General features: G+C 63.6%; 24 protein-coding genes and 1 pseudogene. 15 read left to right on the top strand and 10 right to left on the bottom strand.

The window, feature by feature from the left end; translation table 11 throughout:
• Positions 1-100 precede the first annotated feature (100 nt).
• A complete protein-coding gene (locus tag AC6JAC_RS10815) occupies positions 101-1,600 on the bottom strand; it encodes an amino acid permease (RefSeq protein WP_497964646.1) in 1,500 nt (499 codons plus the stop codon).
• A gap of 487 nt (positions 1,601-2,087) precedes the next feature.
• Between AC6JAC_RS10815 and AC6JAC_RS10820 the strand changes: the two genes are divergently transcribed.
• The 6 genes from AC6JAC_RS10820 (at position 2,088) to AC6JAC_RS10845 (ending at position 6,372) form a co-directional block, all read left to right on the top strand.
• Positions 2,088-2,504, top strand: a complete 417-nt coding sequence (locus AC6JAC_RS10820) for a RidA family protein (protein ID WP_497964648.1) — start codon at positions 2,088-2,090, stop codon at positions 2,502-2,504.
• Positions 2,505-2,596: 92 nt separating this feature from the next.
• A complete protein-coding gene (locus AC6JAC_RS10825; RefSeq protein WP_497964650.1) occupies positions 2,597-3,739 on the top strand; it encodes a MalY/PatB family protein in 1,143 nt (380 codons plus the stop codon).
• Between the two features lie 75 nt (positions 3,740-3,814).
• Positions 3,815-4,090 (top strand): hypothetical protein, encoded by a 276-nt coding sequence (locus tag AC6JAC_RS10830; RefSeq protein ID WP_497964652.1) that lies wholly within the window; start codon positions 3,815-3,817, stop codon positions 4,088-4,090.
• Positions 4,091-4,189: 99 nt separating this feature from the next.
• Positions 4,190-4,936 (top strand): helix-turn-helix transcriptional regulator, encoded by a 747-nt coding sequence (locus AC6JAC_RS10835; protein ID WP_497964654.1) that lies wholly within the window; start codon positions 4,190-4,192, stop codon positions 4,934-4,936.
• 154 nt (positions 4,937-5,090) lie between these two features.
• Positions 5,091-5,711, top strand: coding sequence for an OsmC family protein (locus AC6JAC_RS10840; RefSeq protein WP_497964656.1), 621 nt, complete (start codon positions 5,091-5,093; stop codon positions 5,709-5,711).
• 508 nt (positions 5,712-6,219) lie between these two features.
• The gene (locus tag AC6JAC_RS10845; protein WP_497964658.1) at positions 6,220-6,372 is read left to right on the top strand and encodes a hypothetical protein; all 153 of its coding nucleotides are present in this window, start codon (positions 6,220-6,222) and stop codon (positions 6,370-6,372) included.
• 62 nt (positions 6,373-6,434) lie between these two features.
• Here the strand turns inward: AC6JAC_RS10845 and AC6JAC_RS10850 are convergent, their stop codons facing one another.
• Together AC6JAC_RS10850 and merA are read right to left on the bottom strand one after the other, a co-directional pair.
• Positions 6,435-6,701: a hypothetical protein gene (locus tag AC6JAC_RS10850; RefSeq protein ID WP_497964660.1), complete on the bottom strand. Its 267-nt coding sequence runs from the start codon at positions 6,699-6,701 to the stop codon at positions 6,435-6,437.
• Positions 6,702-6,753: 52 nt separating this feature from the next.
• On the bottom strand, positions 6,754-8,178 hold the full coding sequence (merA, locus tag AC6JAC_RS10855) for a mercury(II) reductase (protein WP_497964662.1): 1,425 nt from the start codon (positions 8,176-8,178) through the stop codon (positions 6,754-6,756).
• Between the two features lie 104 nt (positions 8,179-8,282).
• Between merA and AC6JAC_RS10860 the strand changes: the two genes are divergently transcribed.
• The 4 genes from AC6JAC_RS10860 (at position 8,283) to AC6JAC_RS10875 (ending at position 10,654) form a co-directional block, all read left to right on the top strand.
• Positions 8,283-8,672 (top strand): heavy metal-responsive transcriptional regulator, encoded by a 390-nt coding sequence (locus AC6JAC_RS10860; protein WP_497964664.1) that lies wholly within the window; start codon positions 8,283-8,285, stop codon positions 8,670-8,672.
• Positions 8,673-8,829: 157 nt separating this feature from the next.
• Entirely contained in the window at positions 8,830-9,102 is a 273-nt protein-coding gene (locus tag AC6JAC_RS10865; RefSeq protein ID WP_497964666.1) for a hypothetical protein, read from the top strand.
• Positions 9,103-9,512: 410 nt separating this feature from the next.
• On the top strand, positions 9,513-9,653 hold the full coding sequence (locus AC6JAC_RS10870; protein WP_497964668.1) for a hypothetical protein: 141 nt from the start codon (positions 9,513-9,515) through the stop codon (positions 9,651-9,653).
• A gap of 152 nt (positions 9,654-9,805) precedes the next feature.
• Complete coding sequence (locus AC6JAC_RS10875; RefSeq protein WP_497964670.1) at positions 9,806-10,654, top strand: AbiV family abortive infection protein; 849 nt, start codon at positions 9,806-9,808, stop codon at positions 10,652-10,654.
• Between the two features lie 231 nt (positions 10,655-10,885).
• On the opposite strand, the gene AC6JAC_RS10880 is transcribed toward AC6JAC_RS10875, so the two are convergent.
• From AC6JAC_RS10880 to AC6JAC_RS10890, 3 genes are all read right to left on the bottom strand, one after another.
• A complete protein-coding gene (locus AC6JAC_RS10880) occupies positions 10,886-11,536 on the bottom strand; it encodes a hypothetical protein (RefSeq protein WP_497964672.1) in 651 nt (216 codons plus the stop codon).
• Positions 11,537-11,622: 86 nt separating this feature from the next.
• A complete protein-coding gene (locus AC6JAC_RS10885) occupies positions 11,623-12,069 on the bottom strand; it encodes a hypothetical protein (protein WP_497964674.1) in 447 nt (148 codons plus the stop codon).
• Positions 12,066-13,268, bottom strand: coding sequence for a hypothetical protein (locus tag AC6JAC_RS10890; RefSeq protein ID WP_497964676.1), 1,203 nt, complete (start codon positions 13,266-13,268; stop codon positions 12,066-12,068). Before AC6JAC_RS10890 ends, AC6JAC_RS10885 begins: the two co-directional genes overlap by 4 nt.
• Before the next feature lie 431 nt (positions 13,269-13,699).
• On the opposite strand from AC6JAC_RS10890, the pseudogene AC6JAC_RS10895 reads away from it, so the two are divergent.
• A pseudogene (locus tag AC6JAC_RS10895) lies at positions 13,700-14,617 on the top strand (ComEC/Rec2 family competence protein); the annotation flags it as partial.
• Complete coding sequence (holA, locus tag AC6JAC_RS10900) at positions 14,551-15,564, top strand: DNA polymerase III subunit delta (protein ID WP_028269146.1); 1,014 nt, start codon at positions 14,551-14,553, stop codon at positions 15,562-15,564. The pseudogene AC6JAC_RS10895 and the gene holA, both read left to right, overlap by 67 nt.
• A gap of 138 nt (positions 15,565-15,702) precedes the next feature.
• On the opposite strand, the gene rpsT is transcribed toward holA, so the two are convergent.
• On the bottom strand, positions 15,703-15,963 hold the full coding sequence (rpsT, locus tag AC6JAC_RS10905) for a 30S ribosomal protein S20 (RefSeq protein WP_011692086.1): 261 nt from the start codon (positions 15,961-15,963) through the stop codon (positions 15,703-15,705).
• Positions 15,964-16,178: 215 nt separating this feature from the next.
• Entirely contained in the window at positions 16,179-16,760 is a 582-nt protein-coding gene (locus AC6JAC_RS10910) for a type II toxin-antitoxin system PemK/MazF family toxin (protein ID WP_028269147.1), read from the bottom strand.
• A 178-nt stretch (positions 16,761-16,938) separates the two neighbouring features.
• Here AC6JAC_RS10910 and lepA point away from each other — a divergent pair, with 178 nt between their 5' ends.
• Both lepA and hemW read left to right on the top strand, forming a co-directional pair.
• Positions 16,939-18,795, top strand: a complete 1,857-nt coding sequence (lepA, locus tag AC6JAC_RS10915) for a translation elongation factor 4 (RefSeq protein ID WP_347894543.1) — start codon at positions 16,939-16,941, stop codon at positions 18,793-18,795.
• Positions 18,796-18,820: 25 nt separating this feature from the next.
• On the top strand, positions 18,821-20,050 hold the full coding sequence (gene hemW / locus AC6JAC_RS10920) for a radical SAM family heme chaperone HemW (protein WP_347894541.1): 1,230 nt from the start codon (positions 18,821-18,823) through the stop codon (positions 20,048-20,050).
• Positions 20,051-20,119: 69 nt separating this feature from the next.
• On the opposite strand, the gene AC6JAC_RS10925 is transcribed toward hemW, so the two are convergent.
• Both AC6JAC_RS10925 and AC6JAC_RS10930 read right to left on the bottom strand, forming a co-directional pair.
• Complete coding sequence (locus tag AC6JAC_RS10925; protein WP_028269150.1) at positions 20,120-20,539, bottom strand: DUF4870 domain-containing protein; 420 nt, start codon at positions 20,537-20,539, stop codon at positions 20,120-20,122.
• A gap of 145 nt (positions 20,540-20,684) precedes the next feature.
• On the bottom strand, positions 20,685-21,536 hold the full coding sequence (locus AC6JAC_RS10930) for a DUF3097 domain-containing protein (protein WP_497964680.1): 852 nt from the start codon (positions 21,534-21,536) through the stop codon (positions 20,685-20,687).
• Between the two features lie 246 nt (positions 21,537-21,782).
• Here AC6JAC_RS10930 and hrcA point away from each other — a divergent pair, with 246 nt between their 5' ends.
• Entirely contained in the window at positions 21,783-22,796 is a 1,014-nt protein-coding gene (gene hrcA, locus AC6JAC_RS10935) for a heat-inducible transcriptional repressor HrcA (RefSeq protein ID WP_028269152.1), read from the top strand.
• Positions 22,797-22,907: the final 111 nt, after the last annotated feature.

A 22,907-nucleotide genomic window follows, 5' to 3' on the forward strand; every position in this document is an offset into this window, starting at 1 on the left:
CCTCTCGCGGCTCTGGTGTGAGGGGCGAACAGCAGAGCGATCGGGGCGGGGCGGACGACCACTGCCGGGTCATGGTCGTCCGCCCCGTTGTCCGGTTATGTTACGGCTGCCGGGCTGTGGGACGGTGGGTGACGAGGGGTGCCTCTCCGGTGTAGCCGGCGCGAGCAGCGGCGATCTGGCGGATCCGCCCGCGGCATGCGTACCAGCCTGCGATCATGAGCGCGACCGCGATTGCGGTTACGACTATAGTCAACGGGGACTCGATAAGGATCATGACAAGGACCACGGCGAGGAAGGCAATGGTTAGATAGCCGGTAAACGGGGCTCCGGGCATGCGGAACGAAGGACGTTGGGCCCAACCTTTCCTGGTCCACCGCTGAAACTGGATTTGGCACAGGACGATCGCGGCCCACGCGACGATGATGCCAACGGCCGCGATGTTGAGGACGATCTCGAACGCGTCGCCCGGGACGATGTAGTTCAGCGGGATGCCGAGGAAGGAGACTGCTGCGGTGATGGCAATGCCGCCGTAGGGGACGCCCGCCTTGTTCATTCGCAGTGCGAATTTCGGCGCTGAGCCGGCGGCGGCCATCGAGCGCAGGATTCGTCCGGTTGAGTAGAGCCCGGCGTTCAGCGAAGACAGGGCGGCTGTGAGCACGACGAGGTTCATGATGGAATCCATGCCATTGATGCCAATTGAGCTGAAGAACGTCACGAACGGGCTCACGCCCTTTTGGTAAGCGGTGTAGGGCAGCAGCAGTGAGAGCAAGACGACGGATCCGACGTAGAAGACCGCGATGCGGGCGATGACGGCGTTGATCGCCTTCGGCATGACCTTGGCCGGGTTCTCGGTCTCTCCGGCGGCGGTGCCGACGAGCTCAATTGAGCCGTAGGCGAAGATGATTCCCGACATGAGCAGGACCATCGGCATGATGCCGTTCGGGAAGATCCCGCCGTGGTCGGAGATGAGCTCGAAGCCGACCGGGCCACCGGTAGGGGTGCCGAAGACGACGAAATAGATGCCCACGAGGAGGAAGACGACCAGTGCGGCGACCTTGATGAGGGCGAACCAGAATTCCATCTCGCCGAAGACCTTGACGGAGACAAGATTGAGGGCGAGGACGAGCACCAGGGCGATGAGGGCCCAGGTCCATTGCGGGACCGCGCCGATCCAGGGGACGTATCTGCCGAAGAAGCTCATGTAGAGCGCGGCAGCGGTCGTGTCGGCGATCGTCGTCGCGGCCCAAACCAGCCAGTAGAACCATCCCACGGTGAACGCGGCCTTCTCTCCGAAGAATTCCCGGGCGTAGGAGACGAACGAGCCCGACGATGGCCGGTGCAGTACGAGTTCGCCGAGGGCGCGCAGGATGAGGAAGGCGAAGGCTCCGCAGATCGCGTAGGCGATGAAGAGGGATGGCCCGGCTGCGGCAAGGCGGCCACCCGCGCCGAGGAACAGGCCGGTGCCGATCGCGCCCCCGATGGCGATCATCTGGATTTGTCGGGATTTGAGTCCTTTCTGGTAGCCGGCATCCTCGGCGTGCAGGACTTGGTCGGGTGCGTGTGCGTGCCCGGAGTCTGTGACGGGCGGTGGAATCGACATGGGAAGCCTTCCTGTGGGTGTGAAGCTCGAATTGCGAGGCCTGATGGTCTACGGCGTAACCGCCGGAGTTGGGGTGTGGGGCCCGGGCGGATGTCCGCCCTTTGCGGGACTTCCAGGCATTCGAGGTGATTGCCGTGCTGGGCGCGCCCGCGGTCGGGCGGTGATGAGCAGAACGACGAATATGGCAAGACCTGAACCCCCGACCTGTCGGGGATTCAAATCACAGTTGAGAGTATGCCGGATATCACATCAAAAGATCAACAGTTTGTTGGAGAAAGTTTGGTGGCAACGAAGCGGGAGGTGCGGGGTGCCGTTGAGATACTGAGGTTTATGCGGCGACGTCCGGCCTACCGCATGTAAACGAAATGTGTAATAATCGTGGAAAGTTCCACTTCATCCAAACTGTATGTTGAATACTCTTGGAAGTGGATCGACGTGGCTTACCTACTGTGCCGCGTCCGTCTCTCGAACGTCTGGAAGGTTTCTCATGGCTGAGTCCGTTACGTCCACACCGCTCTATGAACGCGCGGTCCGGGTGGGCGATCTACTCTTTGTCTCCGGCCAACTCCCTATCGGAGATGGTGGGTTACTCTATTCCGGGCGCGTGGGTCAGGAAGTTACAGTCGAGCAGGCGCGTGAGGCTGCAATGCTCGCTGCCAGCCGTTGTCTGGACGTCGTCCGCGACGAACTCGGGTCGTTGGACGCGGTCAAGGGTATCGTCCGGATCGGAGGGTACGTCTCAGCGGGGGAAGGATTCGTGGATGCGCCCGCCGTGATCGATGGTGCGTCCCGGCTCGTCCTCGATGTCTTTGAAGAAAAAGGGCACCATGCGAGGTTGGCAGTGGGAGTAGCCTCGCTGCCGCTGGGTGCATGCGTCGAGATTGAAATGACTGTCCAGTGCTAAGGGCAGCCGAGCAGTCTCAAGCCCGAAACTTCACGACAGTCGGGAACCCGCTTGAGGAGCTCTCCCTCGAACAGCTCCGGCAGCGCACGAGCATGAAATGGCGCACTCATCCCTCCGACGTGCTGCCTCTGTGGGTTGCTGAGATGGATGTACGGCTCGCGCCGCCGGTTTCGGAAGCACTGTACCAGGCCATCGATGCCGGTGACACCGGATACCCGGCTGGGACGGAGTTCGCGGAGGCGTTAGGTGCGTTCGCGTCCCGGCGCTGGGGCTGGGATGGGCTAGTAGTCGAGCGCACCGCCATCGTGCCCGACGTGATGATGGGGGTCGTCGAAATCCTGCGGCTGGTCACAGATCCAGGAGACGCCGTTGTCGTCAACTCCCCGGTCTATGCGCCTTTTTACGCTTTCATCACCCATGATTCGCGCAGGATCATTGAAGCGCCTCTAGGACAAGATCTCCGGATCAACCTCGGCATCCTCGAGGAAGCTTTCAAGCACGCGCGGTCGCAGGGACGGAATGCCGCGTACCTGATCAGCAATCCGCACAACCCGACCGGGGTGGTCCACAGTCCTGAAGAGCTCGCAGCTGTCGCGGCCCTCGCCCGCAACTACGGGGTCCGGGTCGTCTCGGACGAGATCCACGCCCCGCTCGTCCTTCCGGGAGCAACATTCACGCCATATCTCAGCGTGCCCGGGGCCGAGAACGCTTTTGCGCTCACGTCCGCGTCAAAGGCCTGGAACCTCGCCGGCCTCAAGGCAGCACTTGCAATCGCCGGACCCGACGCGGCCGATGATCTGGACCGCATGCCCGAAGAGGTCAGCCACGGACCGAGCCACCTGGGCATCATCGCCCAGACCGCCGCGTTCCGTGATGGTGAAGAGTGGCTGGATGCTCTCCTCCGAGGCCTCGACGCGAACAGGACTCTCCTCGGAAAGCTGCTCGCCGAGCATCTTCCCGGTGTCGGGTACGCCGCTCCCGAGGGGACATACCTGGCTTGGCTGGATTGCAGCCATCTCGCCCTCGATTCGTCAGGTGGCCCCGAAGGCCTCGCCACCGTTGCCGACCTTGCCGGGCCGGCCAAGATGTTCCTCGACAAGGCGAGGGTCGCCCTGAGCTCCGGCCATGTCTTCGGCACGGGCGGGGCGGGACATGTTCGCCTCAACTTTGCCACTTCCCAGGCCAATCTCACCGAGGCCATCACCAGGATGGGCCGAGCCGCCCACGCCGATTGAACCAGACTTCATCGGCCCGCGCCTGAGGGTCTGGCAATCTAACCCCGCCGGGCACCGCCGACCACGGAGAACACGATGGCCTTGCGCATCCACCACACCTGGCAGCCTGTCATCGGCCAAAGAGTCCAGATGCGCCGCGGAGGCATCATCGTGCGCGAAGGCATCGTCGACGCAGTCACCCTGGACGACTCGATTCTCTGGATCGCCGGCGGCGGGTTGCAGCCGCGGGCGATGTTCCAGCGGACCGACGGCTTCGAAGTTTGGCTCAACTACCAGTGGGAGTCCCGCAAGGGAGAACCAGCATTATCCTTGCACTGCAACAGCATGTTGAAGAAGAAAGGACTGGCCTAGGGAAGGATCAGAGACAATAGCGGATACGCTTCAACAAAAGGCACAATTTACGGCGGTTCCGGGAATCCGGATCGCCTACTCATCGGAAGGACAGCAGCAATGACCCAGATTGGTTCAGTCGGCTCAACAGCTCCGTCCCCGGACGCGCTGCACGGCATGGACGCCGAGTCCATCAACCTAGTCCTCGAGCTCCTGGTGGCACCCCTTCAGGCCGCGGTGCCTCAGCCCACCGAGGTCGTCCTGCACGACCTGCAGCGAATCCCTAACACAGTCCGTGCTATCGCCGGAGACGTTACTCGCCGTCAGATCGGTGACCCGCCTACCGACAAATTGCTCGAACGCGTGGCAGCCGGAGACTTCTCCCATGAGATCGGCTACCGCTCGCAACTGCCTGACGGGAGAATCCTCCAGAGCACGACGATCATTTACATCGACAAGGAAGGCCGAGCCGCCGCAGCCCTGTGTCTGAACGCTGACGTGTCGGCCTGGGTCACGCTCCGCTCAGCCTTGGACCGCTTCGTTCTCGGCCACGACGGGAGCTCCATGCTGGCGACGCCTACCGTGCACCGAGCGATGTCGGTCGGCCCCCAGGGGAGTGAGTACTTCCCGCACAGCGTGGAGGAACTCAGCTCCAAGCTCGTCGAGGCGGCGATCGCCGCCATTGGGGTCCCCGTTGAGCAAATGCGCAAGGAACACAAAGTTCAGGTCGTGGCGGAGCTCGAACGTCGTGGATTCTTCCTCGTAAAGCAGGCTGCCGAGACTGCGGCCACCGCGCTCGGGGTCACCCGGTTCACCATTTACAACTACCTCAACGAGCTCGGCGGAGAGGTCGAAGAGACAGCCTAAACCCCGACAGAAGCCAGCGTTACCCGGTTCCTGGAGCTCAAGCCTTCATCATCGCCGGATCACCAGCATGAACAATTCCCTACCCCGTCATGCCCGAAATGAGGCACTGGAGCGTCACACAGCCCCAGCAAGTCATGCTGGCAACCGTCGGGGCATGGATCAATCACGTTCCCTGAACCAGACAATCGTCAAAAAAATCAAAGGAGAAAAAATGAACACCGCCACCACCACGAAGCCGTTCGCCGACCTCGCTGCTATCGAGGCAACCGTCGAAGCCGTCAGCGCCCAGCGTGAACTCGGCCGCGTCACTTTTACCTTGAACAGCGAGTCCGCAGGCGGTCTAACAGCGAAGACCGAAACAGGACCGCTGCTGCAGGCAGGCGTACCGGATGACTCACGACGTGGAAAGTACACGCTGCACAGTGACGAGCCCATCTCGCTGCTAGGCACAGACACCGCCGTCAGCCCGGCTGAGTACATTCTCAAAGGGCTCGCCGGCTGCTACATTGTTACCCTCGCCTCACTCGCCGCAGCTCGCAACATCACGCTCGAACAGATCCGGCTCACTCTCGGATTCGATATCGATCTGAGTGGATTCCTCGGCATCGACGAATCCGTCCGAAAGGGCGCAGAACACATCACGGTCAACGTCGAACTCGAAAGCCCGGGCACTCCACGAGAAGATCTTCAAGACCTCGTAAAGGCCCTGGAGGCGACTTCGCCAATCCGCGACACGCTTGCCAACCCCGTGAAAGTCACCACCGCACTCAACTAGCACCATCGGTGTGTTCCTGGGCCGGGCCTCGAAGCCCGGCCCAGGAACACGTGGGAAACCAACGGCTCATCGACGCCATCATCCCAATACTCTCTCCTATGCCGGAGCGCGCCGACGACCTCATCAAGAACATGGACGCCGCGCTGTCCGTACTGGTGCATGCGCCGGGGAAGGCATACGAGCGGTGGCCGACTTGCCGTCGAACATGCGCGCGACATTCATCGGGCGGAAGCAGCGGCTGCCCGCGCCCGGCAGAGCTGCTGCCCGGACTCGCCGTGGGCGACGTGCGAGCGGTGAGCGCGGACCTAGACGCTGCGATGATGGCCAGCATGCTCAACCACCTCACCGCGGTCTCCGGAGGCCACAGCTCGGGACTGCGTCGTGCCCAACCAATGTCCGAGCTGGCAGATAGAGCGACCACATCTGAGTCACGAGGAGCAGCACGGCGCTGACTACGTCTCTGGCGGGTCGCGCCCGGAATACGAGCCTGCCGAAGAGCCATGCCCTCGTGCCTCTCCTGGAGGCGGTCGTCAACGGCGTCCAGGCCCTTGATGCGCGCTTCGGCGACGACATCGAGCGGGAGCGTCTGACCGTCAAGGTCCGGCGCAGTCCGCAGGACGGGCTGGCCTCGGCCCCGCCAGCCCCGGCCGTGCGGCGCTGAATCCGATCGTCGGTTTCAGTGTCGAGGACAACGGTGTCGGCTTCACTCCTGAGAACATGGCCTCATTCGAGACCCTGGACAGCGACTACAAGGCGGGGATCGGTTGCCGTAGCGTCCGACGTTTGCTCTGGCTCAAGGCATTCAACAGCGTCTCGATCCACAGCGCTTACGAAGACGGCGCAGGGATGCCCCGAGGACGTCAGTTCAGATTTTCCATAGAGCGGGAGGTCGAGCACGTCGAGGAGCCGGACGGCTTCGAGGCCCGTCTCCTCGGTCCGGATGATCCGGTCGGACACACCAGCGGTCGGGTTGGTGGTGCGATTCATCATGCGAACTCCTCGGGTCTCGGATGGATGCGAAGACGCGGAGTCCCGTGCGTGCTCACGCGCAGCAGGACAGCGTCGAGACGTCGGTGGTGAAGGCCTTGGCGACGATCCGGATGCCCTCGGCCATGGTCAGGTAGGGGGCCCAGGCATCGGCGACCTCTGCGATGGTCTTGCCGAGCACGTGGACGCCGGCGGCCGCGAGCTCGCCTGCGTCCTTGGCGACCGCGGTCAGGCCGAGGATCTCGCCGGTATCGGCGTTCGCGACCATCTTGATGAAGCCGCGGGTGTCCCGGTTGACCAGCGCACGGGGCACGTGGTGCAGCGGCAGGACCCGGCAGTCGCAGCGGATCCCCGCGGCGATGACCTCCTTCTCCGTCATCCCGACCGCGCCGATCGCCGGACCGGTGAACGTCACCCGCGGCAGCCGCGTGTAGTCCACCGGCTTCTGGGCGTCGACGAACGCGTTCTCGACGACCAGAGTCCCGTGGTGGGCCGCGACGTAGACGAACTCCGGGTGACCGGTTACGTCGCCCGCGGCCCAGATCCGCGGGTTGGACGACTGCAGCTGATCGGTGACCACGACCTCGCCGAACTCCCCGGTCTTCACTCCTACCGCGTCGAGGTTCAGCCCGTCGGCGACCGGACGCCGTCCGAGCGCCACCAGGACCTGGTCAGCGCGGAACTCCTGCTCCCCGACGGACACGTCCGCCGTGACCACCGTCTGGCCCGTCGTCGCGTCACGGGCGACTCGGGCGGGGACCGCGCGGCGGACAACCCGGATGCCCTCGTCGGCGAACACCTCTTGCAGGGCCTTGGAGACCTCCGGCTCCTCCTTCGAGGCCAGTCGGGAGCGCACCAGCACGGTCACCGTTGACCCGAGGCGGGCGAATAGCTGCGCTTGCTCCAGCGCGACGTAGCCGCCGCCGAGGACCAACAGAGACTCGGGGACCTCGGTCAGCTCCATCGCCGTGGTCGAGGTCAGGTATCCGGTCTCTTCCAACCCGTCGATCGGTGGTGTCCAGGGCCGGGACCCGGTCGCGACCAGGTACTGATCGGCCTCGATGGTTTCGACCGTCCCGTCGGCCCCGGTGACCTCGAGGATCGGGGCGTCGGGCGTTCCCGTGAAGGCGGCGCAGCCCCGCCGAACCTGCCAGCCGTAGGAGTCGGCAACGTCGACGTACTTCTCGCCCCGCAGCGAGTCGACCAAGGCCTGTTTGCCGCCGACGAGAGCGGGCATGTCCACCGGGTCCGCGGCGGTGGCGATTCCCGAGAATCGCGCCGAGGCGTCCGCGGCGACGTGGCGTGCCTCCGCGGCGGCAATGAGCGCCTTGGACGGCACGCACCCGGTGTTCACACACGTCCCGCCGAAGGTGCTCCGCTCGATCATCACCACCGACTTGCCGAGCGTATTGGCGCGGATGGCCGCGGCGAACGCGCCGCCGCCGGACCCTATGATGGCGAGGTCGTACTTCGTCTGCATTCCTGCTCCTCTGAACGTTTGGTCTTCTCGTCTGTCTCGGCCATACTGGACCTTCCAGTGCAGGGGAAGGTCAAGAGGACCCACCCAGAAGATCGGAGGCCGCGATGCGGATCGGGGAACTCGCCGAGGCGGCGGGCACGACGGCGAAGACACTCCGGTTCTACGAGGAGCAGGGCCTGCTGCCTCCGGCCGACCGCACGCCGACCGGCTACCGCGACTACGGGCCCGACGCCGTCTCCCGGATCGGCTTCGTCCACCGAGGCCAGGCGGCGGGCCTCACCCTCGCCCAGATCCGCCAGATCGTGGAGATCCGCGACCACGGCCATGCGCCGTGCGAGCACGTCCGCGACCTGCTCGACGCACGCCTGACCGACATCGAGCGGCAGATCGCGCAGCTCTCCGCGCTGCGCGACACGGTCATTGCGCTACGCGACGACGCAGCGCACCCAGAGCCTGACCGATGTGATCCGGACCAGGTCTGCCGGTACCTCTAAGCCCCTCACGGCGGACCCAGCACGCGTTTGAGGCCTCCGAGTGCTCGCGGGCGCGGCGGATTCACGGCGCGGATCCGAGCTCGACACCCAAGACGTGGACGAATAGTGATGCTGGACAACGCTCATGCAGTGTCGGTATAGCTCGTACGCATTGTCTTTGGTTGAGCTGGAACTGAACGGTGAATGTTTCCTCGAGCGCCAGACCGCCGCGGTGCATGTCATCCAGCAGGGACCGTTGTCTCCCATTTATCGGCCGTTGCTCGCCGCCGGTGTCGAAAGGGCATCAGCGGTGCCGAACCACGCACATCGACCACACGCCCATCGGGTGATCCCGGTGCCCGATGGCGGCGGGTCATCCAGCGGCAGCGACGAGGCACTGGGCCTGCTCACCGATGCACTCGGCAAAAGAACGACAACCCCAAGAAGTTGAAAGCCTCCGGAGCCGAACAGCGACATTTGTTCGTCTGGCTCGATGGCGATACTCGATTCGACATCGCACGTCCGCTTAGCCGCGAAGCGCCGGCGTGGGGCGGCGAAGGATTCGGTACGCCGTCGAAGGCACCAGTGTTGGATGCCGCGATCACACATCTGTGGGTGGTCCATCAAGAATCACGATTCGGGTGGCTTTGGGATGGCGTAACCTGGCGGGAACTCCGCGACCTGTAGGAGCCGAAGCCACATAGAACTGCATGGATGGTTGATCCATAGAAGACATGCACAGCGGCGGACAGTAGCAAATATGCGCACCGCTTACTTGAGCACCACTATTCGCCTTGCGTCCTCGTGTAACGCCTCGGTGACCATTCGAGTCTGACGACTCGGACTCCCGGGGCAATAGTCTTGTCAGCACCAGATCTCTCCACACCAGCAGCGGCCATCCTCGTGCTCCTGGATGACCAGAACCCGTTCTTCTCCAAGCAGGATGATGTCTTCGTAGCTAAGCATGGGTCCAGTGCACCGTCAGCGGCCGACTATCGGTAGGGGAGTCCTGGCGTATGTGGAAAACCGATTCCTTTGATGAAACCCGCTAAGAGGTTCCTTCTGCTTTGCGAGGCTCAGTTGGCCCAGCTGATTCGGATAACATGACTTGCCATGGTGCCGAATATCTCAGTCCCTTCCGAAGGGCTTGCATTGTGAAGCAGGCACGCAGGCTTCACCACATATTCGATCTGAAGCGCCAGGAGCGGCTTACCGTCATCGGTGACGGGCTGGAGCACCTGGGAGCCCATATTGAACAACTGATGTGGTCGATAGAACACCTCTTGAAGGGAGGTCAGAAGTCAGCGGCGGGAACACTCCAGGCGATCTGCCTTGAGGAAAGTGCCAAGGTGCTCATTCTTCTTGACATCGCACGCACGCATGACCAGCGGACAGCCCGCAAGGGGTGCGACTATTTCTACTCGCACCTGCCGCGCTTGATCTATGCGAACGTCCACGCGAGCAACCCTGCAGACTTCGGTGAGATCGAACGCTACCTAACATGGCTTCGTCCGAGCCATTACCTCGATGGACCCAATGACGTTGACTGGATCTGGCGCAATAACCTGCTCAGAACTCGGGAGAACGCCCTTTACGTGGACTACGAGGAGACGGATGACGGCTACATGTGGACGGGAGGTGACCCGGACCAGTTTTACGTCGACACCGCAGCGGCCCTGCTCGTTCTCGCCATGAAGCATGCAGGCCTTCTCACTGAGAAAGGGGCGCGGGCCACTGCGGCGGTGTGGAAGGGAGCCGTGTTCGATTCGGGTACTCGTTGGGAGTTCTGCCGGGACAAGGCCCGTGATGTACTCGCAGCGGCCCTGCCGTCCGACACAGTTCCGTCCGAGAGTCTGCCCAGTGACGTTCGTCTGATTCTCGAGAAGTGGACGTTCCCGCTTCTATCTCTCGATCTGAAGGAAGAACCTGTTTCCATGGAGACTCTGAAGGAGCGCCAAGACCGTTACCTCAGCAGGCAATACGGTTTGGATGACTACTGGTAAGCCATTGCGCAGGTTGAGGTTCATTTGCCAACAGGCCTCTCGGGATACAACCTGCGTAAGCTTTCGTGCGGCAGCATACCGGAGATGTCGTGTCCGACTTTGTCATGACGTGCACTGTTGCTTTGAACGTGCGGGGCCTTGACCTCAGCCGTTAAGAAGACTCCATGGCAGACCGTGCCGGCCGGCGCGGAGTGCCCCGCCCTGGTGAGACAAACGCAAAGATATAGGACGTCACCCTTGATGGCGTTCGGCCCGATACTTCGCGGCCAAAGCAATGTCGGCTGCCCTACGCGCGGCGAACCAGGGATCGTCGACCGGGTAAGGAAGGGACGGCATTCCTTCGGACCTAAGAAGCCCTTTCATCGGAAAAAGTACCCAGGACTCAAGAATGTCAGGGTATCTTTCCCTGATCCATGAAATGCCGAAGGCTGACTCCCTGTCTTCGATCGCAAGTAGTACTTCTGAGACTATGTGGTCGCCGACTGCGAGGTCCCGCAACTTGGGGCGGAGTTCATGTTCGATCCTCTCTACAACATCCCGGCGGCGGCCGACCGGGTTGAATCGAGCACTTTCATGCGCGATGAAGTTCCTGGCGTCCTTCGCGGCCTTAAGGATTTCGGTGGTGTCTTCGTCGTTGAACGCCCGGTGTCTCTTGAGATCAACAATGGTCTGACCGAGCAGCTTGTCTTTTGGCACCCGGGCAATCAGTGAATCAAGCGGGTCGTCTGTCGCGCTGTCGTAGATCTCGACAAGATTGAGAAATCGGAGCAGATCTCTGCATCTGTGCTCAAACTCTTGTGCTGCGAACAGTGCCCTACCGGTTGCTTCGAAGACAGGAGAAGCCCATGTGGCGTTTTTCCCCCAGCTTGACGTCCATGGCATCCCTTGAGTTTACGCTTGGACGTCCGGGAAGCTGCTCCAGCGTGCTTCGCGTTGCCTAGAGGAGGAACTCCCGGCCGGACACAGAATCAATCGCGCCATTTGCCCTGCGTCCGGGTGGCGAACTCCTCCCGGGTGCACGATTCGACGCCGAATTCTGCGCCCTTCGCGCGGACAGCCTTGTCGTTGGACACGATGATCCATGCCGGGCCGAACAGCCACGTCTCGGATTCTTGAATTCCGTCCAGCGCACAGGCGACGAGCAATGGGTCCGCTGCTCCTTTGTTTGCGTAGAGGTTCACGAGCGCGGTGTCGTCTTCGGGCACGGTGGCCATGACTGTCTGGAGGAATTTCAGAACACTCGCCGTGGTCGGATACTCAACAGCCTTGAGTGCATCCGCGTCGGCGTACCCCACGGCTTCATGGAGCACCTCAGCCGGGATCCGGCACTGTGTACGGAAGAACTCGCTCGCTCGCTGTGCCGGCGACAAGTGGGAGAGCACGTTGTTATCGATGAGGTACATCTCCTCGTTCATCGGAGCGCCGCCTTCAGTTCCCCGAGGTCACTAGGACCGATGCGGTTCAGGCAGACGACCCTGCAGAATTCGCGCTGGGAGAGCCGGCGCTCGTCGACCGCGCGGAGCATCCGGGTGGTCAGGTCGCGGCCGCTGTACTTCTTTATCGCGTTGACGGGCTTCGGCTGGCGCGGTTTCGGCTTTTGCCTGGTGAGGAACTCTTCCTTGAGTTCGTGCAGGTAACCGTTCGCGGTCAGGGGGGTGAGTCTGCCGAGGCGCAGTGCCCTGACCGCCACGGCGCTAGGGGTTACCTTGAACAGGTCTGCCGCGGCTTTCACGTCGTCCAGTTCTTCGAGCGTGATTCCTTGCAGCTCGACCGCGGGCATGAGGATCTCGCCTACGATGTCGTATTCGCGTCCCGCGTCAGGCGCGGCGCTGTTCGCGTCGTAGCTGACCGGCGCGAAGATCCCCCGAGCCACCAGCACAGCCATCAGTACGAGGGTGAAGATCTGCCGCCCGGTCGGCTCCTGAAAGTCGCCGTGGTCGCCGCCAGCCAGGAAGATGTACGGCACCTTCGAGTCGCGCACGGTCATCCCGCTGAAGCGCACCTCGATGAGCTGGGGCATGAAGCCCCGTACGCTACGAGAAACAAGCACCTGATTGGCTTCGAGGCTTTCTATGATCAGTTCCAGTGCGATTCCCTTGTTGCGTGCTAGACGGATCGCATCACGGTCGAGCCCGATCGCATTGATAAGGTCTTCGGCGTCTTCTCGTATGGTCGGGCGGGGTTTTCGGAGCAGCCCAACAATTTTGTTTTTCACGAGTGTGTGGTCGTGCTTCCGGGCCAGTTCCTGCTTACGGAGGAGGTCCTTGACGATCAGCTCGACGTCTCGCAGTTTCACTGTGGTCCGGGTGTTGACCGTGAACGTATCGGGCGCAACGCCTTGCAGCAGCTTCGCGGTCTTGGTGCGCAATTGTGCTTGGGCTACAGCCGGGGGAGCGAAGAAGAGCGGGTGCGGGACCTCGGCCTTCCGGGCAAGGTCCAAGAGGTCGGAATATTGGATCGTCGACTTCTCAAGGGCATTGATGTACGGTGCTCGACCGTTCACCACAGAGTTCTCCAGGAGATCAACGAACACCGATCGGTCAATCGGTACCGGCTCGCTTGCAATCATTACCCGCATCATGAAGCCCCCAAAACTCCAGTCGCTATTCGGCATTACCAATTCTTTGCTTATGCCTTCGCAATGTACACCGTCCTAATCGCAATATAAGATCTCGACACATATACGGCCCGGTTAGGTGATTCACGATGACTGCAGTCGTGTTCCGTGAGGCACTACCCCTTGATCAGCCCTGGTTCGCGCCCGCGGTGTGGTGTCGCGCGATGTTTCAAGACGGCTTCATGACAAGAGGCCCTGGCGTCCGTGTTGGGGCGAATGCCACCCATCTCCTTTTTCAACTTTCGTCGGCCGATCTTCCATCAGATGGACTCCCGCAAAGACCTGATAGCTGTCCACTGGCGACCGAACGATGGGCTTGATCCTTACGCCAGTACTCTCATTGGAGAGCACGAAACCGCCGTTGACCAGTGAAAACGCTGTTCTAAGGCGACCCACCTCCTGTTTTAACATTCACCGGGGCCAACTGCAGCCTCATCCTGGGGGCGCTGTTGCTGGCCGCGCGGAGTGTTCGACTGCCCCGGGCTCCCGCTGCGGGGGCCGCGCTCACCGGACTGGCTTTGTTCGTCCTGATGGTGGGTCCGGATGCCAGTGTCCTCCGGGCCGCACTGATGGGGGCGATCGGGATCGTCTCCCTGTCCGGAGGCCGGGCCGGCCGCGGGCTCAGCTTCCTTTGCCTGGCGGTGATCGGACTCCTCATGGCAGATCCGGCACTCGGGACCAGTTTCAGCTTCCTGCTATCGGTGCTGGCCACGCTCGGCATCGTGCTTGCCGGGCCGCGGATCATGGAATGGCTGCCGCCGGCTGTCCCGCGCTGGCTCGCCGCCGGCCTGGCGGTACCGCTTTCCGCCCAGCTCTTCTGCGGGCCGGTCATCGTCCTGCTGCAGCCCCAGTTTTCCTCGTACGCCCTAGTGGCAAACATGGTGGCCGCGCCGCTCGTGGCTCCGGTCACCATCCTCGGTACCGCGGCCGTCCCGCTGGTGCCCCTCGCGCCATGGGCGGCCAATGTTCCCATGGGGGTTGCGGGCGGCTGTGCGGCCGGAGTCGCCGCCGTCGCCCGGTTCTTCGCTGCCCTGCCCGGCGCTGCCCTGCCATGGCCGGAGGGGCCGTTCGGCGCGGCCACCATGGTGTCCCTGTCCGCCTGCACCGTGCTGTTCCTCTGGCTCATTCTGCACCCGCAGGCCGTGGGCACACTGGTCCTGGCGGCGCACCGAAGGACCATCGACCTGCTGGAGCTGGTGCCGGCGTTCACCGGCTTGGATGAGCGACGCAGCCGTGGGAGCCTTAGAGGTATTAATCGGAATTCCGGGAGGAACCAAGAGTGGCCGCTGCGCAAAAAGCACGATCCAAACCGGCGACGTCAGCGACGGCCACCTGGCGCGATGTAACTCCGGCAAGTGTCGTGCTGATCGGCGGACCCGAGGAATACCTCGGCATCCGTGCCATGGACCGGGTCAGGTCGCAGGTCCGCGCAGCCCAGCCGGATGTCGAAATCACCAGGCTCAACGCAGGCAGCTACGAACCCGGGGCCCTCGCCATGAACGTCAGCCCTTCGCTGTTCGGGGAATCCAAGCTCATTGAGGTGGAGTCCGCTGAAGCCATGAATGACGCCTTCCTCGCGGATGCCCTCAAGTACCTGGCGGACCCGGAACCTGACGCTGTACTGGTAGTCCGCCACGGCGGTGGAGTCAGGGGCAAGAAGCTCCTGGACGCCATCAAGTCTGCCGGCTGGCCCGTGGTCGATTGCCAGCCCCTGAAAAAGGACGCGGACAAGTCGGCGTTCGTGCAGTCCGAATTCAAGGCGGCCGGGCGCCGTATTGAGCCGGAAGCCGTTCACGCCCTCGTCAACGCGGTGGGCGCCAACCTGTCGGAACTCGCCGCCGCCTGCAGCCAGCTCATCGCGGACGCGGCCACGGCTGTTGATACAGACATGGTGGACCGTTACTACGGCGGCCGGATCGAGGCGACGGCCTTCAAAGTTGCTGACGCCGCGCTGGCCGGCAACGCTCCGCTGGCCCTCTCCACGCTTCGCCACGCCCTGGCAACAGGTGCGGACCCTGTTCCACTGGTGGCTGCGCTGGCGGCCAAACTCCGCACGGTAGCCAAGGTTGCGGGCGCACACGGTTCCTCGGCCCAGATTGCGCGGCAGCTCGGCATGCAGCCGTGGCTGGTGGAGCAGGCGCAGCGGGACGTCCGGCGCTGGACGCCGGAGGGCCTGGTCCGCTCCATCCAGGTGACAGCCGAAGCGGATGCGCAGGTCAAAGGCCTTTCCCGGGACCCGGTGTACGCAGTGGAACACGCGGTCACCGTCATTGCGACGTCGGTGCGCCGCTAGGCCTGGGGGACCCCTCGCCGCCGAGGTGCATGGGCGTGAGCTGGAGCGGGTTCGCGAGCTACGGAAGGTTAAATGGATGTGGCCGGCACCCGCGAGGGGTGCCGGCCACGATCATCAGTTCAGTTGAACTGGAAAACCCTAGAGTGCGTTGACCTTCTTGGAGATCGCCGACTTGCGGTTTGCAGCGTTGTTCTTGTGAAGAACGCCCTTGCTGACAGCCTTATCCAGCTTTCGGCTTGCAGCAACCAGCGCAGCAGCAGCGGCATCCTTGTCGGTGGACTCAACGGCGGTGTTGACGGCGCGGATGGCCGTCTTCAGCTCGGACTTGACTGCGTTGTTGCGCAGGCGAGCCTTCTCGTTGGTGAGGATGCGCTTCTTCTGGGACTTGATATTAGCCACGTGTGAACTCTCTTTTTAATGCGGAAATGGTCTAGAGGGCTTTCAGATTGGCCATTGACTGAGCGGCGTGGGGATACCTATGGCGGCCAACCATCAGTGGCCGTCGACCTGCACGGACACACAGCTGTCAATAGTAGCAGATGCCCTGCAATGCTGCTGCCCCCTGCTGATGCCTGCGCCGCTGCGGCTGACCCGGCGACCCCTTGGGGCTTTCATCAGCTCCAGCCGTGAAACTCGCGGAGTGCAGACGCGACGCCGTCGAAACGCTTCCTGTCCAGGACCGCGCCCTCCCTGCGGATGTCCGCTGCGCTGATCTGGATGATGCGGTCCAGTTTGGCTTCACTGGGCCGGCGCTGCCGGTCCCAGCTGCCTGTGCCGATGTCCACGTAGCTTTCGTCGTTAATGCGGTCCTGGTCGTGGTCCTTGCTGGTGAGCATGAGCCCCAGCAGGTAGCGTCCTCGGCTTCCGATCAGGAGCACCGGCCGGTCCTTGCCCTGGGAATGGTCCTCTTCGTAGGGGACCCACGTCCACACCACTTCACCCGGTTCCGGCTTGCCGTTGGGGGAGGGGGCGTACCTGACAGTGGCGGTGCCCGTGAAATCACCCGGGTAGGTTCCTGTGAGGCCGGGGGCGGTCCCGCGCTGCGCTGGCGGCTTCGTGGTGCGGGCCGGCGCCGGGCGGACCGGTCCGGCAGGACGCTTGCGCCGGCGATCCGTGCCGTCGTCGGCCGGCCGCCCCTCCAGGAGGCGGAACACGGTGCGGACGGCGTTGCCAAGGGAGCGGAGGTTGAATGCCATCCTGCAACGATACTGTGCCCCGGAATGGCACTTTTCGTCGTTCCGCGCCCCGATCACGCAAACAATGCACCGAGCGGCGGCAGGACGTGGGAGACTATAAGTTCACGTGCGGCAGGTCCTGCGACGGCTTCGGCTGTCCTGAGCACAGCCGCGGAAATGCCAACAGTAAGGACCCTGCGTGTCTCCCATGGCCCGCACCGCCCCGGTGCCCGCCGCAACAGATCCGGCCATCATCCGGAACTTCTGCATCATTGCGCACATTGACCACGGTAAATCCACTTTGGCTGACCGCATGTTGCAGTACACCGGCGTCGTTCAGTCCCGCGACATGAAGGCCCAGTATCTGGACCGCATGGATATCGAACGTGAACGTGGCATCACCATCAAGTCCCAGGCAGTCCGCATGCCGTGGGAAGTTGAGGGCACCAGCTATGCCCTGAACATGATCGACACCCCCGGCCACGTCGACTTCACCTACGAGGTGTCCCGCTCCCTGGCTGCCTGTGAAGGTGCAGTTCTGCTCGTGGACGCGGCCCAGGGCATCGAGGCCCAGACCCTCGCCAATCTGTACCTGGCGATGGAGAACAACCTCACCATCATTCCGGTCCTCAACAAGATCGACCTTCCCGCGGCCCAGCCGGAGAAGTACGCGGAGGAACTCGCCAACCTGATCGGCGGCGACCCCGACGACGTGCTGCGTGTCTCGGGCAAGACCGGCATGGGCGTCGAAGTGCTGCTCGACAAGATCGTCCGTGACCTGCCGGCCCCCGTGGGTGACCCGAACGCCCCTGCCCGCGCCATGATCTTCGACTCGGTCTATGACACCTACCGCGGTGTTGTCACCTACGTCCGGGTGGTCGACGGCATGCTGCACCCGCGCGAACGCATCCAGATGATGTCCACCCGCGCCACCCATGAACTCCTTGAGATCGGTGTCAGCTCTCCGGAGCCCACGCCGTCCAAGGGCCTCGGCGTCGGCGAAGTGGGGTACCTCATCACCGGCGTGAAGGACGTCCGCCTGTCCAAGGTGGGCGACACCGTCACCAACCTGGCCAAGCCTGCTTCCCAGTCCCTCCCGGGCTATGCAGACGCCAAGCCCATGGTTTTCTCCGGCCTGTACCCGCTGGACGGCACCGACTACCCGGTGCTCCGCGACGCGTTGGAGAAGCTCATGCTCAACGACGCCGCTCTGGTGTACCAGCCGGAAACGTCGGCTGCGCTGGGCTTCGGCTTCCGCGTCGGCTTCCTGGGCCTACTGCACCTGGAAATTACCCGTGAACGCCTCGAACGCGAGTACAAGCTGGATCTGATTTCCACTGCTCCCAACGTGGAGTACGAGGTGACGCTGGAGGACAAGAAGGTTGTCCACGTGACCAACCCCAGCGAATACCCCACCGGCAAGGTTGCGGAGGTCCGTGAGCCGATGGTGTCCGCCACCATCCTGGCGCCGAACGAGTTCGTCGGGGCCATCATGGAGCTGTGCCAGAGCCGGCGCGGCGTGATGGGCGGCATGGACTACCTCTCCGAGGACCGGGTGGAAATCCGCTACCGACTGCCGCTGGCCGAAATCGTCTTCGATTTCTTCGACATCCTCAAGTCCAAGACCCGCGGCTACGGCTCGCTGGACTGGAAGGCCGACGGCGACCAGGTGGCCGACCTTGTGAAGGTCGACATCATGCTCCAGGGCGAACAGGTGGACGCCTTCAGTGCGATCACCCACCGGGAGAAGGCCTACGCCTACGGTGTGATGATGACCGGCAAGCTGCGTGAGCTCATTCCCCGCCAGCAGTTCGAGGTGCCGATCCAGGCTGCCATTGGTTCCCGGATCATCGCCCGTGAAAGCATCCGTGCCATCCGCAAGGACGTCCTGGCCAAGTGCTACGGCGGCGATATTTCCCGTAAGCGCAAGCTGTTGGAGAAGCAAAAAGAGGGCAAGAAGCGCATGAAGATGGTGGGCACGGTGGAGGTGCCGCAGGAAGCGTTCATCGCCGCCCTCACCACCGACGAATCTAAGGACAAGGCCAAGAAGAAGTGAGCCACGCGCAGCGGGGGACCCGCTGATGCCCAGCGTCCTACCCCTGGGTGACCCCGCGCCGTCGGACGGCCTGCTGCCAGCGCAGGCCGCCGACGGCGCTGCACAGCGGGGATTTGGACTATACGTCCACATCCCCTTCTGTGCCGTGCGTTGCGGGTACTGCGACTTCAACACCTATACGGCCACCGAACTCGGCGGCGGGGCGTCCCAGGACGCCTATGCGTCCACGGCCATTGCCGAGGTTGAATTTGCCGCCCATGCCCTGAAGGCGAGCGGACTGCCGGACCGCCGGATGGGCACCGTCTTTTTCGGCGGCGGCACGCCCACTCTGCTGCCCGCCGAGGACCTGGCCCGCATCCTAACCGCAGCAGTCAACGAATGGGGGCTGGAGCCCGGCGCTGAAGTCACCACCGAAGCCAACCCGGATTCCGTCACCCCGGAGTCCCTCACGTTGCTGGCTGATGCCGGTTTCACCCGCGTGTCCTTCGGGATGCAGTCGGCCGTGCCGCATGTCCTGAAGGTCCTGGACCGCACCCACACGCCCAGCAGGGTGCCGCAGGTGGTGCAGTGGGCCCGCGACGCCGGACTGTCCGTCAGCCTTGACCTGATCTACGGCACTCCGGGGGAGTCGCTGGCGGACTGGCGCTATTCCCTTGAGACCGCCCTGTCCTACGAACCGGACCATATCAGCGCCTACGCGCTGATCGTGGAGGACGGCACTAAATTGGCCGCCCAGATCCGCCGCGGCGAAGTCCCAGGAATCGACGACGACGACCATGCCGACAAGTACGAAATCGCCGAGGAACTCATCAGTGCCGCCGGCCTTGGCTGGTACGAGGTCAGCAACTGGGCGCGCACGCCGGAGCAGGCGTGCAGGCACAACCTGGCGTACTGGCGTGGTGACGACTGGTGGGGGATCGGCCCCGGTGCGCATTCACACGTCGGCGGAGTCCGCTGGTGGAACGTCAAGCACCCTACGGCCTATGCGGGTCGGCTTTCCGGCGGTGTATCGCCGGCGGCGGGCCGCGAAACGCTCGACGCCGAAACCCGGAACGTCGAGCGGGTCATGCTCGAAGCCAGGCTCAGCTCCGGACTCGATGTGTCCTGGCTGGCAAAGTCCGGACAGCACGCGGTGGCCGGGCTGATCGCGGATGGCCTGGTGGATCCCGCGTCGGCCTTCCGCGGCCGGCTGGTGCTCACCTTGAAAGGCCGGCTGCTTGCCGACGCCGTGGTGCGAAGGATCCTGCCCGACTAAGTTACCGGCCGGGTTTGTCCCGGCCGGATGCGACGCCGGTGCTCGGCGCCGCTAATCGCGTTGCGCCCGCTACTTGATCCAGCGCAGGTTGAAGTCGTAGCGGTGCGGCTGGCCCCGGTTCACGTGGATTCCGGCAGCAACGGAGAAGCACGTCACGGCGATCCAAATCAGTGTGGCCAGCACCGCGAAGATGTTGCCCACCACCGGCAGCAGCACCAGGATGTTGCAGATGACTGCAGCGATTGTGGGAGGCAGGGTGAAGTTCAGCGCTTCCTTCGATTCCTGCGCCGTGAACGGTCCGCGGTCCTTGAAGATCAGGTAGATCAACAGCGACGGGACGCACCCCAGGATGCCGCCGAAGTGCGCGAGGGTAGCCCACTGCCGGTCCTCGTTGGCCGTCAGCGGCAGGGCGTTGGCGGGGACACCATGATACTGGGGCTGGCCATGGCCGGCCTGGTTGTCCCGTTGTTCACGTGCGTCTTCTGCCAAGGTGTCGTCCTTCGGATTGCAGTGGTGCGGTGGTTCCCGGAAAAGCGGACGCTGCCACAGGAGCAACAACCGCCGTATCAAGAATACTGGTTCACGGGTGCATTCGGAGAGTTCGACTTCCGCCCGGGGCGCTGCTAACTTCTGCCTAGGGCACGGTGAGGAAGTCGATGACCTCTTCCACACGGCCCAGCAGGGACGGTTCCAGGTCGGCGTAAGTGCGTACCGCCCCCAGCAGCTTCTGCCAGCCCAGGCCGATGTCTTCCTTGGTCTCGTGCGGCCAGCCGAAGGCAGCCAGGATCCCGGTCTTCCAGTCCACGCCCCGCGGAATGACCGGCCAGGCGTCAATGCCGAGCACTGCCGGCCGGATTGCCTGCCACACGTCCACGTAGGGATGGCCCACGATCAGGACGTTGCCCGCGGCGCCGGGCGACGCCATCACGGCATCGGCGATCCGTGATTCCTTCGAGTTGGCAACCAGGTGGTCCACCAGCACTCCCAGCCGGCGGCCCGGACCCGGACGGAATGCTGCAACCGCCGCCGTGAGATCGTCAATGCCGTGCAAGGGCTCGACGACGATGCCCTCCACCCTGAGGTCGTCACCCCAGACTTTTTCCACAAGTTCGGCGTCGTGCTTGCCTTCCACCCAGATGCGGCTGGCCTTGGCCACCTGGGCGCGCTGGCCCGCCACCCGCACGGATCCGGAGGCGGTCCTGCCGGATGCGGCGGAGGCGGCCTGGGCGCGCGGGGCCGGGGGCATCAGCCGGATCGGCAGGCCCTCCAGGAGGAATCCGTAGCCGAGGCGGAACGTGCGGGACTTGCCGCGCCGGTCCTCCAATGCCACAACGTGCATTCCGCCGGACTTTTCCACCCTGGTGACAGCGCCCACCCAGCCGGACTGCACGTCTTCCAGCACCATGCCGCGTTCAACCGGCACTTCGGGAAGCTCGGCTTTCCGGGGAGCCGTGATGTCCTGCGGGCCCCAGTTCTGGTACGACATCGGGTAGACACAACCTTGCGCTAGAAAATGTGAAACAGGAGAAGTGAAACAGGGGCGCCGTGGCTTCACGGACGTGCCTGTCCTGTCCCGCTCTGGAGTTTCGCCCGGAGCGGTACCAATGCTAACAACGCGGCGACTCATATTAGACTGGTTAGCACTTAGACATGACGAGTGCTAACGGTAGACGGGATCTGGCAGGCGAAAAAGCCGGTCCGCGGCCCGGGTTAAGCCGATCGGAGGTGGAGAATGAGCGAACCACGCAAGCTTGAAGTACTGCGCGCCATCGTGGAGGACTACGTCCATTCCCGCGAACCTGTGGGCTCCAAGGCCCTGGTGGAGAGACACCATCTGGGAGTCTCCAGCGCCACCATCCGCAATGACATGGCGGCCCTGGAAGATGAGGGCCTGATCACGGCGCCGCACACCAGCGCGGGGAGGATCCCCACCGACAAGGGCTACCGGCTCTTTGTCGACCAGATTTCCGCCGTCAAGCCGCTGTCGCAGGCCGAACGCCGGGCCATCCAGACGCTGCTCGAAGGTTCGGACGACCTGGACGACGTCCTGGAGCGTACCGTGCGGCTGCTGTCGCAGCTGACCAACCAGGTGGCCGTGGTGCAGTATCCGCACCTCAGCCGTGCCATGGTGCGGCACATCGAGTTTGTGCTGCTGGCGCCGCGCCAGGTCCTCGCTGTCCTGATTGCGGACACCGGTAAGGTCGAACAACGGGTCATCGACGTCGGCCAGGAGCTCAGCGACGAGGCCGTCGCCGGCCTCCGCACACGGTTCCTGAAGAGCCTGGCGGGGACACCGCTGAGCCTGCTCCCGCAAGCGCTGCCCGCCGTCGTCGCAAGCTGTGAACCGGCACGCCGGCACGCCGCCCAGGCGCTGGCCCGCGGCCTGGATGCCCTGGCCAGCAGTACCCGCGAAGAGCGGATGGTCATGGCCGGCACCGCCAACCTCGCGCGGTCCAACGTTGACTTCCCGCTGAGCATCGGCCCGGTCCTCGAGGCGCTTGAGGAACAGGTGGTCATGCTCCGCCTGCTCAGCGAGATGGCGCAGGACCCCCGCGGCGTGACCGTCAGCATCGGCCGGGAGAATCCCTACGACGGCCTCGCGGAAGCCTCGGTGGTGGCCACGGGCTACGGGCCCGGTTCCAGTGCCAAGGTGGGCGTACTTGGGCCCACCCGGATGGACTATCCCACCACCATGGCCGCGGTCCGTGCCGTGGCACGCTACCTTTCCAGGATCCTCGGGCCTTGACCAGCCCTTCATCAGCCAACCAGGCCTCCGTGTCCCGGCTTCCGGGGGCGGCAGCAGCATTATAGGCACCACCCAAGGCATTACAGGCAGTACAACCAGGAAGAGATACGA

Source organism: Arthrobacter sp. KUASC02, from assembly GCF_059739395.1.

Coding starts and splice junctions, on each gene's coding strand:
- AC6JAC_RS10815 (WP_497964646.1), bottom strand. CDS start 1,600: ATGTCGATTCCACCGCCCGTCACAGACTCCGGGCACGCACACGCACCC.
- AC6JAC_RS10885 (WP_497964674.1), bottom strand. CDS start 12,069: ATGAACGAGGAGATGTACCTCATCGATAACAACGTGCTCTCCCACTTG.
- AC6JAC_RS10860 (WP_497964664.1), top strand. CDS start 8,283: ATGCGGATCGGGGAACTCGCCGAGGCGGCGGGCACGACGGCGAAGACA.
- AC6JAC_RS10850 (WP_497964660.1), bottom strand. CDS start 6,701: ATGATGAATCGCACCACCAACCCGACCGCTGGTGTGTCCGACCGGATC.
- AC6JAC_RS10910 (WP_028269147.1), bottom strand. CDS start 16,760: ATGGCATTCAACCTCCGCTCCCTTGGCAACGCCGTCCGCACCGTGTTC.
- AC6JAC_RS10820 (WP_497964648.1), top strand. CDS start 2,088: ATGGCTGAGTCCGTTACGTCCACACCGCTCTATGAACGCGCGGTCCGG.
- AC6JAC_RS10840 (WP_497964656.1), top strand. CDS start 5,091: ATGGATCAATCACGTTCCCTGAACCAGACAATCGTCAAAAAAATCAAA.
- hemW (WP_347894541.1), top strand. CDS start 18,821: ATGCCCAGCGTCCTACCCCTGGGTGACCCCGCGCCGTCGGACGGCCTG.
- AC6JAC_RS10880 (WP_497964672.1), bottom strand. CDS start 11,536: ATGCCATGGACGTCAAGCTGGGGGAAAAACGCCACATGGGCTTCTCCT.
- AC6JAC_RS10825 (WP_497964650.1), top strand. CDS start 2,597: ATGAAATGGCGCACTCATCCCTCCGACGTGCTGCCTCTGTGGGTTGCT.
- AC6JAC_RS10830 (WP_497964652.1), top strand. CDS start 3,815: ATGGCCTTGCGCATCCACCACACCTGGCAGCCTGTCATCGGCCAAAGA.
- AC6JAC_RS10930 (WP_497964680.1), bottom strand. CDS start 21,536: ATGTCGTACCAGAACTGGGGCCCGCAGGACATCACGGCTCCCCGGAAA.
- AC6JAC_RS10890 (WP_497964676.1), bottom strand. CDS start 13,268: ATGCCGAATAGCGACTGGAGTTTTGGGGGCTTCATGATGCGGGTAATG.
- AC6JAC_RS10835 (WP_497964654.1), top strand. CDS start 4,190: ATGACCCAGATTGGTTCAGTCGGCTCAACAGCTCCGTCCCCGGACGCG.
- hrcA (WP_028269152.1), top strand. CDS start 21,783: ATGAGCGAACCACGCAAGCTTGAAGTACTGCGCGCCATCGTGGAGGAC.
- merA (WP_497964662.1), bottom strand. CDS start 8,178: ATGCAGACGAAGTACGACCTCGCCATCATAGGGTCCGGCGGCGGCGCG.